Source organism: Dysgonomonas sp. 520 (genome assembly GCF_010501095.1).
Lineage (GTDB): Bacteria > Bacteroidota > Bacteroidia > Bacteroidales > Dysgonomonadaceae > QVMP01.
The window spans coordinates 212,215-224,520 of record NZ_QVMP01000011.1; the positions used below are offsets into that span (position 1 = coordinate 212,215).

7 protein-coding genes and 2 pseudogenes are annotated in these 12,306 nt (G+C 40.6%); 4 read left to right on the forward strand and 5 right to left on the reverse strand.

Going from position 1 to position 12,306, the window contains the following annotated elements:
• Positions 1–62: 62 nt before the first annotated feature.
• From D0T56_RS08690 to D0T56_RS16890, 5 genes and pseudogenes are all read right to left on the reverse strand, one after another.
• Positions 63–917 carry an AraC family transcriptional regulator gene (locus D0T56_RS08690; RefSeq protein WP_163319746.1) on the reverse strand — a complete coding sequence of 285 codons (855 nt, stop codon included), beginning with the start codon at positions 915–917 and terminating at the stop codon, positions 63–65.
• A 67-nt stretch (positions 918–984) separates the two neighbouring features.
• On the reverse strand, positions 985–2,175 hold the full coding sequence (locus D0T56_RS08695) for a glycoside hydrolase family 88 protein (protein WP_163319763.1): 1,191 nt from the start codon (positions 2,173–2,175) through the stop codon (positions 985–987).
• Between the two features lie 323 nt (positions 2,176–2,498).
• Entirely contained in the window at positions 2,499–3,053 is a 555-nt protein-coding gene (locus tag D0T56_RS08700) for a DUF4468 domain-containing protein (protein WP_163319747.1), read from the reverse strand.
• Between the two features lie 175 nt (positions 3,054–3,228).
• A complete protein-coding gene (locus D0T56_RS16885; protein WP_370458794.1) occupies positions 3,229–4,134 on the reverse strand; it encodes a beta-galactosidase trimerization domain-containing protein in 906 nt (301 codons plus the stop codon).
• A pseudogene (locus tag D0T56_RS16890) lies at positions 4,120–4,824 on the reverse strand (beta-galactosidase); the annotation flags it as partial. The pseudogene D0T56_RS16890 and the gene D0T56_RS16885, both read right to left, overlap by 15 nt.
• Here D0T56_RS16890 and D0T56_RS08715 point away from each other — a divergent pair.
• The 4 genes and pseudogenes from D0T56_RS08715 to D0T56_RS08730 form a co-directional block, all read left to right on the forward strand.
• Positions 4,746–5,162 (forward strand): alpha-L-arabinofuranosidase C-terminal domain-containing protein, encoded by a 417-nt coding sequence (locus D0T56_RS08715; protein WP_163319750.1) that lies wholly within the window; start codon positions 4,746–4,748, stop codon positions 5,160–5,162. The pseudogene D0T56_RS16890 and the gene D0T56_RS08715 overlap by 79 nt on opposite strands.
• Positions 5,163–5,256: 94 nt before the next feature.
• Positions 5,257–7,836 (forward strand): alpha-L-arabinofuranosidase C-terminal domain-containing protein, encoded by a 2,580-nt coding sequence (locus D0T56_RS08720; RefSeq protein WP_163319751.1) that lies wholly within the window; start codon positions 5,257–5,259, stop codon positions 7,834–7,836.
• Between the two features lie 46 nt (positions 7,837–7,882).
• Positions 7,883–8,029, forward strand: a pseudogene (locus tag D0T56_RS08725) (HU family DNA-binding protein); the annotation flags it as partial.
• 261 nt (positions 8,030–8,290) lie between these two features.
• Positions 8,291–12,306 (forward strand): hypothetical protein (locus D0T56_RS08730; RefSeq protein ID WP_163319753.1); only part of this gene is annotated, 4,016 nt, incomplete at its 3' end.

The window sequence follows — 12,306 nt, forward strand, 5'->3', positions numbered from 1 at the left end:
GGCAAAGGTAGGTTATATCTCAGGACAAAAGTTATACAAAAACGCCTTTTTCATGGACAAAGTCACCTCAGACAACGAAACTCACGAGGCGAATATGAAGTATGTTTTTTAAAGAATCTGCTAAAATAGGCGGCTTCATTAAATCCCAGATCAAAGGCAATTTCTTTCAGGCTTTTTCTCCCTAATCTGATTTCTTTCTTTGCCTCCAGCAAAACCCGTTCCTGAATATGCTGCTTTACGGTTTTCCCCGTTCCCTTTATACAAATCATATTCATCTTTTTGCTGGTAAGGTTCATCTTGTCGGCATAAAAGTCCATTTCCCGATGATCAATGAAGTATATATCAATCAACCGCATCAGTTCGCCTACTTTCGTATCCTCGCTCTTTTTGTACAAGTCGGTTTGCTCGAAGAGAGAAACCAGATAAAACAAAAACGCCTCCATGTAGCTTCGCAAAAGAGGTAAACGATTATCTCCGACAATTTCGGTTTCGATCATTTGTGTCAGGTTTTCCAATATCTGCGAGGTGTTGTCGTCCACCGTAAGAAAGACATTTCCATAATATCCGTTAAGAAAAGCCGATTGAAGACGTAAGTTGATCTCGAAAAAGAGGTTGTTTTCTATGGCATAAATATAGCCTTTCTTTCCGGCAACATCCATTCGGTCTATCTGCCCCGGAAAGATAATAAGAACCTGGTTTCCCTTCAGGCAATACTCTTCGAAGTCGAGCAAATACGAAGTATCTTTATTTGCTTCTTTCAGCCACATCACCTGATAGAAATCGTAACGTTGATAATTACCCCAATAATTATCATCCGCATTTTCCAACGAAACAACGTCGAGATAACGTCCTTTTTCTAAACTTATCAGATTCTTATTTCCTATCAAATCATCCATCCCGACACAAAGGTAGAACATAAAAATCAATTAAGCGATATAGCTCCATTCTTCGGGCAACTCCATTTCAGGACAGAGGAGCTAATTATTAGTTTTCAATATCTTTATAGTTCTCCGTCACCTTAAGTCCTTGCAGCAATTTCTTGCACCGGGTGAGGGCTTCGATATAGTAATAATCGGCATAATTGATGGAAGCATCCACTTCCGACTTGTTAGGCCAATGCCCTACCGAATGAAGCAATAAGGCCGGATTCTTATCCCTGCTCTGGTATTTGTCAGACGACAGTTCTGTAAGCATATTAATGGACGCTAGCTTGTATTCTTCTGCTTTTTGTGTGTTATCCTCCAATTGAGACAACTCTAATAGTGCCGATGCTACAATAGCTGCTGCCGAAGCATCATGCGGCTCATTCGGAATATTGGGCGCATCAAAATCCCAAAAAGGAACATACTCTTTTTCAGGTAATCTTGACAGATAAAGGTCAGCAACTTTCTCCGCAAAACGCAGGAATTTTTTGTCTCCGGGTTCTCTATATACTACCGTGTAGCCATATATAGCCCATGCCTGTCCCCTTGCCCACAGAGTAGAATCGGCATATCCCTGATGGGTGACACCTTTGATGAAATCGCCTGTTATGGTATCGTATACTGCTACATGATAATTTCCGCCATCTTCACGGAAGTGATGATTCATTGTTGTTTCGGCATGTTTTGTTGCAATGTCTGCGAGTGATTTATTACCTCCTTTTTTAGCTGCCCAATACAGCATTTCCAGATTCATCATATTATCCATGATGGTATTGTGAGGCCAGTTGCGAGGTTCTACTTCCCTTGGCCACGAAAGAATTGTGCCCACCTTATCATTGAAAAGTGTAGCCAAAGTGTCGGCTGCATTGAGTATGATTTGCTTATACTGTTCATTTCCTGTCAAACGATAGGCGTTACCATAACTACAAAATATCTGAAATCCCAGGTCATGATCGTAAGCCGGCAATTTGGTTAAAGGATGTAGCAAGTCGGTATAATGTGTAGCATAATCCAAGACATGAGCATCCTTCGTGTTCTCATAATCATACCAAAGTATACCCGGCCAAAAACCGGCTGTCCACTCACTGATTTCCACAGGAACCATGTTCCAATGCTTCTGATCGCTGAGAATATTACGGGGAAGCATTTGTGACGAATCAATCTCGCTGATTGTTTTTTTTATCTGCTCGTGGCTGTATTTGAGGTTTTTATCTACATCAAAACTTGCATTCTTATCCGCACAAGAAATCATTAACAGAGTGAGGGCAATTCCCAATATTTTTTTTTCATATTCTTTTATATTTTTATTTTTCTATTTTAAATCAAACTACATCAATCCACGAACGGGATGTGTTTTCTTTTTCGTTCATGATGAACACTTAATTTTTGGATAAATTGTCTTTTCAAATTTTCTTGCCGTTTTTTGTTCTACATATAACCCCTAAGCGAAGAGATGACCTCCTGCAAAGGCCATCTCCTCAGAAAGTTGAAATGATAGAGTTAGTAATTTATTTGATGTATCCGTTATAGATAGTTCTTATCTTAAGTTATGATAAAAACAAGCTCATACCTAGACTATTCTAAAATATCCCGCACTGCATCGAACAAGTTTTCAACATTGCTCATCGTACTTCGAGTTATTTTTTCTGACGCATTTTTAACGAAAGCCTCTTTGTAACTTTTTTCAATCAACACAGACTCTCCGAATATATAATAGTTACTTGAATTATTCCCCTTTTCAAAATTTTCTTTGTCTAAATAACTTATATTGCGAACCAGCACCACACACTGATTATCCTTCAACTGAAAAACTAAAGAATAGCGCATATAAACAGCAAAAAGGCTTAATTTTCTCTTTTCTATTTCGAGATAATCTATTGCCCGACAAGAAATAATACCCAATGTGCTGTCGTTAGAGTTTATTATACCTCTTTTGGGCAAATAAGTTTTCGATAACCATTCAGATATTACAGTCTGCATTTCTACTCCTGTCAAACTAGTCTGAATAGTATCTGTAAAATAAACAGTTCCGTTATCTTCCACTACAAAAGGGTATTTCCCTTCTTCTTGGCAATAACAAGAAAGTATAGGAACCATAAACGAGATCAATAATACAAATACTTTTTTCATATTTTTTTCAATTAAAAATACTTTCAACTGTTCCGGAAGGTATATTGTATTAACGAAAACACAAATTTACCAAGGATAGAAAGACCGGTATGGGTCAAATTTTGTCTTTGAGTAGGTCAATATGTAGCAAATTGAAGTTTTTGATGCCAAATTGGAATCATTAAAACCTTGTATGTTATCTCCATACCACTACACCAGCAGGTTTCAGCACCTTCTCCCCTATTATAATTTTAGCATCGGCAGGAATATCTGCTTCATAATTATCGGAAGAATAATTTAAGACGATCCAAAAACCATGTCGCCAAACTTTAACAATTCCGTTGGGCAAGTTCTCGACAGAAATTCCGGCTCGTTTATAGACCTCCGTCATAGCTGCTTTTTCCAATGCACTATTATCAGTATCAGCACCTACAAAAGTGACAGTCCCTTTTCCGTGCTTAGTTCTTGTAACGGCAGATTTCCCTTTGTAGAACTGGTCATCATAAACTCCCCAAACTTCGGTGTTTGGTAGCGGGTCTACTACGTCTGCCCAATTATTCCAGTCATAAGTAAAGCCAAGCATCCGTACATGGGCAATACGTGTTTCGGGCAAAACATCGAAAAATAATTCTTTCGCTCCTATCAATTCATAAACAGGCTCTGCGAATTTTTCTTTCCATAGATGAGCTTCCCTGTCTTTCTGCCCTGTGCGGCAAGTCAAAACCAAGTGACCTCCGTTTTCTACATATTTTTTCCAACGAGCAATCAAATCTTTATCTAATAACTGATAAGCCGGAGCAATCAGAACAGGATAAGCCGAGAAATCGTGCGTTTCGTCAATTATATCGACTGGCGCAACAAAAGATTGAAGTATACGGTAATACTTATAAATATGTCCCATAAACCTCCATTGATTGGTTTGAGGTTGATATTCCATCTCCCAACGGTTGTCGGGGTTATACAAAATACCTGTTTTTCGAGCAGCATAGTCCTTGGGTATACTTGCTTTCGGATCGTACAATTTCCTCAATTCTTTTATTTCTTTCACAGCCTGAATGTACTCTTCTCCCGACGTACTAACGCTTGTACCATCAGTTTTCATAATTCCGTAGTGATATTGCTCACCACCCGACAACGGCTGACGGAAACGATAGTTACAAACAAATTTGTTATCGCCTGCAAAAACATGATAAATCCACATCCGAACAACTCCGGGCATGGTTTGAGGGTTATACAATCCCCAGTTTACCTGTCCCGGTTGCAGTTCCATCACTCCTGTTGTTCCATTTATGTTTCTGAACCAATCGTTAGCAAAACCGATACCATTAGAAGATCCCATACGGAATCCTTGTTCGCCATAGCCCATATCAAAACCCGCAACTAAATATTTGGTATAAGTTACCAAATCCATTTTCTTGAAACGCAACGGGTCAACTGACGAATAATCGACCATCAAATTGGTTGTTACCCATTAATTCGAAGGAATGTACTTTTTCAGTAAATCCTGTTGCCACAGCACAAAATCGGCTGCTTCGTCGGCAGTAAAGCGTTTAAAGTCCAACATGGCATGCGGATTGGCTTGTTGCACCAATTCTTTTTGATTAGGGATACGGATTTGTTCAAAATCGTTATACGCCTGACTCCAAAAAGCATTTCCCCAACTTGTGTTTAAGGCATCAATGGTTTTATATTTCTTTTCCAACCATTTCCTGAATGATTTTTGAGCATTTTCACTATAATCGAAAGCCGACTTATCATGTTTTTGAAATGTACAAAGTACATCAGGATGCAATTCATTTACCTTTGAGCATCGAGGCCGATAAAAAAGAGATTCGTGGACGGCAAATTGATATGGTAAACATTTCCGCTTCAAAGAAAAATGATATTATTAGCCTGACAATGGCAAATATAGATTTGGAAAAAGAGAGAAATCTGGAAATTGATTTATCGGACACAAAAATTAATCAGGTGAGCGGTCGTATACTGACTTCTAAAAAAATTACAGATCACAATACATTTGAGAAGCCGAATGTAGTGAAGCCGGTCGATTTTAAAGGTGCTAAAATTACAAAGGGAAAATTGAATGTGAAATTACCGGCAGCATCAATTGTTGTTTTAGAAATAAAATAAAAAAGGATAATCTATCTTACATAAAACGAAGAGAATACAGATGATATTCTCTTCGTTATATAGTAATAAGAACAGCTAATAATCAGAATGAAATATGAGACGAAGATTAATCTTATCTGTATTTTTGGTCTTAATCGCTTCAATGAAAATGTATGCAAATGAGCCCGATTTTGCTTATATATTTGCATATGGAGAAAACGGATTGCGTTTTGCATGGAGCCTTGATAAAGAAAACTGGCTTGAAATAGGAAAAGGATATCCGTTCGTAAAGAGTGACTTCGGACGATGGGAAAGCCAAAAACGTATGTATGCCCCCATCCTGACGAGAGATAATGATGGAAAATGGCATTGCCTATGGACATTAAATAATGATGTAAATGCATTTGCATACACCACATCAAACAATCTTTCAGACTGGAAACCTCAGTCTTATCCCTATATAGGAGATGGAAATATCAAAGGGCTGGAAATAATAAAAGCAGGAGAAACATACACCATTTCGTGGGAAAATACCAAAGATAACGGAAAGGGATTTTATGCCACAACAACAAAAAATTTCAAACATTTTACTCCTGCCAAATCAATTGCTCAGTCAGAGAGAGTCACCCAACGCTCCGAAATAACACTTAACGGAAACAGGCTAAAAGGAACACTCCATAAAGTAGCATGGGCAGAGATTGATCATTTGATTAAGACTTGGCAACTATCCGAGTACAAAAAAAGGTTGAACAATGAGATGATGTCGGAAGATGCAACACGATTTGCGAACCTGAAACCCCTCGAAGCTACTATTTCAATTAACCCTTCGAAATCAAAACCAATAAGTGATATGCTTATCGGTATCTTTTTCGAAGATATAAATTATGCTGCTGATGGAGGTATATATGCCGAACTGGTCCAAAATCGTGACTTTGAATATACACCTGGCGATAAAGATGGAAAAGACAAGTTGTGGAACAATACTAAATCGTGGAATTTAAATGGAGAAAATGCAATTTTTAGAATAGAGTCTGAAAATCCGGTTCATGAAAACAATAAACACTACGCAGTACTTAATATTCAGAAAACAGGTGCCAGCCTGATTAATGAAGGCTTTGATGGGATTCCTTTGAAAAAAGGTGAGAAATATGATTTTTCCGTTTTTTCCAGAAACATAGATAAAAAAAATAAAACCTTATCAATACGCCTATCGGGAAAAAATGGAGAGGTATATGCAGCCGGTACAATTAAAGGTACTTCATCCGAATGGAAGAAATATTCAATAGAATTGGTTTCGAAAGAAACGGTAAAAGACGCCCGTTTGGAGATCATTTCCCAAACTGAAGGAACGATAGGTTTGGATATGATATCGCTTTTCCCAAGAGAAACGTTTAAGAACCGTAAAAACGGACTTAGAAAAGACCTCGCGCAAACCCTTGCCGACATTAAGCCCCGATTTGTAAGATTTCCCGGCGGATGTGTGGCTCACGGCGACGGAATTGATAACATGTACCGATGGAAAAACACTATCGGTTCGTTAGAAACACGCAAACCTCAACGGAATATCTGGGGTTATCACCAAACTATGGGACTGGGTTATTATGAATATTTTCAGTTTTGCGAAGATATAGGAGCAGAACCGCTACCAATTCTTCCGGCAGGAGTTCCCTGTCAGAATTCCGGTATTGGTGGACATGGTCAGCAAGGCGGCATTCCTATGGATGAAATGCAAGATTACGTTCAAGAAATTCTTGATCTGATTGAGTGGGCAAACGGTGATCCCTCGAAAAACAAATGGGCAAAAATGCGTGCAGAGGCGGGGCATCCAAAGCCTTTCGACCTAAAATATATAGGCATCGGAAACGAAGACCTGATAGGTGATGTATTTGAAGAAAGGTATGTAATGATATGTAATGCGATAAGGGAAAAATATCCCGAAATAAAAATTGTTGGAACTGCAGGACCTTTCTACGAAGGAAGTGACTATGTGGAAGGCTGGCGCATAGCCACAGAAATAGGTCTACCGCTCATTGACGAGCATTATTACAATTCTCCGGGATGGTATATTCACAATCAGGACTATTATGACCGTTACGACCGCAATAAACCAAAGGTATATCTGGGCGAATATGCTGCACACGTACCGGGAAGGCACAATAATATAGAGACTGCCCTTTCCGAAGCTCTGCACCTAACAAATATAGAAAGAAATGGAGACGTGGTGAGTCTCACATCTTACGCCCCTTTGCTGGCAAAAGAAGGTCATACGCAATGGAACCCTGATCTTATCTATTTTAATAATACTGAGGTCAAGCCAACAGTAGGCTATTACGTGCAGAGGCTATTCGGACAAAACTCCGGCGATGAATATTTACCCACTTCTTTGCTGTTATCTAATAGAGGAGATGCTGTAACAAAGCGGGTTGCCTGCTCGGTTGTGAGTGACAGTGAAACCGGTGATGTAATCATAAAAGTCGTAAACCTACTTCCGATTGAGGTGAAAACGGCTATAAATACCGATAGCCTGAAAATGACCACAAAAGAAATATATAAAACGGTACTATCGGGCAATCCGGAAGATAAAAATGTACTTCCTGTTGAGTCAGTAATAGATTTACAGAACTTGAAAGAAATACATCTTCCAGCTTATTCTCTTACAGTTTTACGATTGCGAAAATTAGCTGTTTCCGAATAATCAATATATACTCATCAATGTTTTATAAACTTAAAATGACGAGGATGTTCATTTGCGGGGGTTCGGGAATTTCGTAGTGAAGCATAAAGCGGAGAAGAAAGCTCGTAATATCAATACCAATACACAGGTTATTGTTCCGGCTCATCGGGCTCCGGCGTTTAAGGCTTCGAAAGATTTTCGATTGGATAAATAATGCAATTGCATTTTGTAGGACACCAGAAGCTCAATTCCAGTGAATTGGGCTTTTTGGGGATTTATACTAGTTTGAATTTGCGAAACATCCATTTCTCATTTTTTATTTCTCTCGTAAATATTTAGTATTCAACACATAACAGAACATACATTTCAGTGTGTTAAATAATTACGATGAAATAACAGCACAACTGTTAAAATTAACATTATATTTGCAAATATAACAGACTTATACAAAACTTATTTCATAATTTAAAATACTATGCAAAAATCCCATAAGCATCTTTTGCGGAATCTGCTTGCATTTATTTTGCTAATTCATACTTCTTTAATATTTTCTCAGGAAAACATTGAAGCCAACAAGAAAAAAGCACAGGCTTGCTTTGCCCGATTGGATGCTCAAAACAGCTATACGGACAATCTGAACCGGGTGGACATGAACATCCTTCCTTCGGGTATTCGTCAGACGATCAACAACATGGGTGTTACTCTGGCGGTGCATAGCGCCGAGTTTTTTCCCGAATACACTTCACTGGGTATCTTTCTTCGCCTGGAAGTTCCCAATCGGGAAGAAGCACTGCTGTTCGGAGCAGAAAACATCAAACTGTCTCACGACGGGGACATTATCGGCGACGCCCAATTAACACTTATGAGTGACATAGAAATACCCTTTAGCGGAAAAAATGTTATACTGAGGTTAAAGGGTAATTATGACGGAAAAACAGGTCAAACCGATGGATTAACATACGTTTCGATAGACTGTAAGGGATTTAAAGAGTTGGGCGTTTCGGCAGAAGTAGAATTATCCAGGAAGTTATGCCTTCCAATTGATGCAAATGGAAATGTTAAGTCAGGCGAAAAGGTAAAAGGAGCATTCCGTACGCAAGTGTCCGACTGGAGCGACATTGTGGCAAATATCACCTTTCCGTCCTTCGAAATAAACGGTTTAAGCGGTTTTGTGTGGAACATTCAGGATGCAGTATTTGATTTCAGTGATACGAGGAACGACCAGTCGTTGGTGTTTCCTCAGGGGTATGAGCAATACCTGATCCCCGGAAATGAGGCCTGGTGGAAAGGCGTTTATGTAAGGGAACTGTCGGTTACGCTTCCTCCTCAGTTCAATAAAGGGGAAGACAAGCGTGTAAGTTTCTTTGCCCAAAATATGTTAATAGACGATAACGGTATAACCGGAAACTTTGGTACTGAAAACTTGTTGTCTTTTAACGAGGGTAATGCCAGCGGTTGGGCGTTTTCGGTCGATTATTTCAGTTTGAGGCTGATGGCAAATACATTGGAAGAAGCCCGGTTCAGCGGAATACTGGGACTTCCTGTATCCGAAGTATCTCAACTGGCATACGACGGATACATATCCGCCGACGACAAGTACGTTATGCGTGTCAGTCCGGTAGACAAGGTTTCTTTCGACCTGTTTCAGGGAAAAGCCGAACTAGACCCAAATTCTTATGTCGAGTTTAAGGTGGCAGACGGCAAATTCCGCCCCGAAGCCATGCTTCACGGACGTATGGGAATTGAAATCGCAGTCAACCAAGGTAAAAACGCAACAGATTCGCTCGGTTCGGGAAAACAGTTGATGGCTTTTCAAGGCATTGAGTTCAGAAGCCTCCACCTGAAAACAGAAGCACCCTATTTCAGTGCAGAATACTTTGGTTATAAGGGAGATGCCAAACTGATGAACTTCCCTGTATCCATTAAGGAAATCGCCTTGACCTCAAGAGGCAATCGAGCAGCTCTAGGCATAGACCTAGACATTACCCTGATGGATGGCACTTTTAAAGGCGGAACCAAAGTTGAAATTATAGGTTCTATGGATGAAGGCAAGCTGCACCGATGGAAATATGAAAAAACAGAGGTCAACCGTATCAATCTGGAAGCCACTATTGCAGAAATGCTGACCCTGAAAGGAGGGTTGAACATCATGACCGATGATCCTGTCTATGGGGATGGATTTGCAGGGGATATTTCGGCAGAGTTCAGCAAAGGTGTAGGCCCATTGAAAGGATTGAAAGCAGAAATGCGCGGCATGTTCGGGAAGACGGATTTCCGATACTGGTTTGTAGATGGAATTGCAAAAATTCCCGGTGTGGGAATCCCCATCGGTCCCGGAATCAACCTGACGGGATTCGGAGGCGGTATAGCCTATAAGATGAAACCTCAAGGGGCAGACCGTGGGACAAAAGGGCAGGTAATGACAGCAACTTCCATGACCTATGTTCCGGACGAAAAATCATCGTTGGGAATCAAGGCAGCCACAGTATTCAACTTTGTCAAAGACGAGGTGGCACAGGGTGAAGCATGTTTCGAACTGGCTTTCAATGATAAGGGAGGACTTGACTACGCCGGGTTCTATGGCTACACGCAGTTCTTGTCGGCTATCCCCGGACTGGATAAAATCGAAAGTGTAATCGGAGAAAAATACCAGAAAATCATCGACTTGGAACAAAAAGCAGTAGCCAAACTTCCGGGAGGAACCCTCGAAGCCTTGAAAAAGACCAAACAATATAACCCCAATGATGCAGGCAAGCTCTATGTGGATGGAGACAGGATAGGCAAAGCCAATTTTACGGCGGCATTGGGACTTGAATATAATTTTTCAGAATCTGCATTTCACGCTACTTTCGACCTGTATGTAAATGCAATAGGCGGTTTTCTCAAAGGCGCAGGTCCTAACAACCGTGCAGGATGGGCTGTAATCCATGTCGATCCCCGGGATTGGTATGTACACATGGGTACACCGGAAGACCGTATCGGCCTGAAAATGGGTATCGGAAAACTTCTCAACATTGAAACAGGATCTTACCTGATGGTCGGCACTCAGATTCCCGCATCACCGGCTCCGCCGAAGGAAGTTGCAAGTGTTGTCAACAAAAACGGGAACATCGACTACATGAAAGACCTGAACCTGATAGAGGGCGGTAAAGGTTTCGCCTTTGGGTCGAGCATGAGTGTTAACACAGGTGATCTTACTTTCCTTATCCTCTATGCGAGGTATGCCGCAGGATTGGGTTTCGACTTTATGTTGAAGGACTACGGCGATGCCCAATGCAAAGGGCGTAGCGGAGCCATCGGTATGGACGGCTGGTATGCCAACGGGCAAGCCTATGCCTATATGCAGGGCGAATTGGGGGTAAAAGTTAAACTGTGGTTTATCAAAGCTAAAGTACCCATACTGACGGCAGATGTGGCTGCCCTGATGCAGGCTAAGCTACCTAATCCCAGTTCGTTTAAGGCATACATCGGCATCAATACCAAAGTACTTGGCCTGATAAAAGTCAACTGTCGTTTCAAGATACTGATAGGCGATGACTGCGAACTGGTGATTCCGGGAGGAAGCCCTTTGGATATGGCGATGATAAACGACCTGTCGCCCATAGACAAATCGGATGACGTAAACGTGTTCACGGCACCTCAGGCTACATTTAATATGGCTGTGGAAAAACCTTTTGATGTACAGGACGATGACGGGGAGAAGACGTACAAGATAAAAGTAAAGGATTTCTTCATTCATGACGGTAGTCAAAATATTGTGGGAGAAATAAAATGGAATACGGAAAAAGATGTAGCCTCCTTCTATTCGCATGAAGTGTTACCTCCCCTATCCGACCTGACGGCTACGGTAAACGTGGTATTCGAAGAATATAAGAATAACAAATGGACTCCGGTTTATACAGCCGGAAAAGAAGCTGTGGAAAGCAAAACCATCAGTTTCAGGACAACAGATGCCCCCCAAGATATACCTTTGGGAAATATTGTTTATTCATATCCTGTTGTCGATCAAAAATATTACCTGAAAGGTGAATCCGACAAAGGATATATTCAATTACAATACGGACAAAATTACCTCTTCCCCAGTGAGTATGAAAACAAGCTGCAACTGGTTGATAATTCAGGAAATGAACACCTGGTAGCAATCAATTACAATCAGGCAAAAAAACGGATCGAATATACCATGCCGGCTACTCAAAACAGTACAAATTATGAACTTAACATTCTGTCGCTGAATAAAACAGGAAGCGCTCAAACACAGGCTACCTCAAACCAATCGTTGTTGGATGACAAGGAAGACGGCAGCATCAGTGTAGAGGGAAAACAGGCTTCCGCCCAAACACGTACCGACATAGGCAAGGTGTTGTTGGCTTATGAGTTCTCGACAAGTAAATATTCTACCTTCAAGCAAAAGATAGACAACATACAAAAAGGCATTCCGGCGGTTAATAAGCTGGCTTCGGATGTGTTGATGTTCGAATACGAAACCATCGG

Bases quoted from the DNA above. Each gene is read 5' to 3' on its own strand.
- D0T56_RS08720 (WP_163319751.1), top strand. From the start codon at position 5,257: ATGAGACGAAGATTAATCTTATCTGTATTTTTGGTCTTAATCGCTTCA.
- D0T56_RS08690 (WP_163319746.1), bottom strand. From the start codon at position 917: ATGTTCTACCTTTGTGTCGGGATGGATGATTTGATAGGAAATAAGAAT.
- D0T56_RS16885 (WP_370458794.1), bottom strand. From the start codon at position 4,134: ATGAAAACTGATGGTACAAGCGTTAGTACGTCGGGAGAAGAGTACATT.
- D0T56_RS08695 (WP_163319763.1), bottom strand. From the start codon at position 2,175: ATGATTTCTTGTGCGGATAAGAATGCAAGTTTTGATGTAGATAAAAAC.
- D0T56_RS08715 (WP_163319750.1), top strand. From the start codon at position 4,746: ATGATTTTTGAGCATTTTCACTATAATCGAAAGCCGACTTATCATGTT.
- D0T56_RS08700 (WP_163319747.1), bottom strand. From the start codon at position 3,053: ATGAAAAAAGTATTTGTATTATTGATCTCGTTTATGGTTCCTATACTT.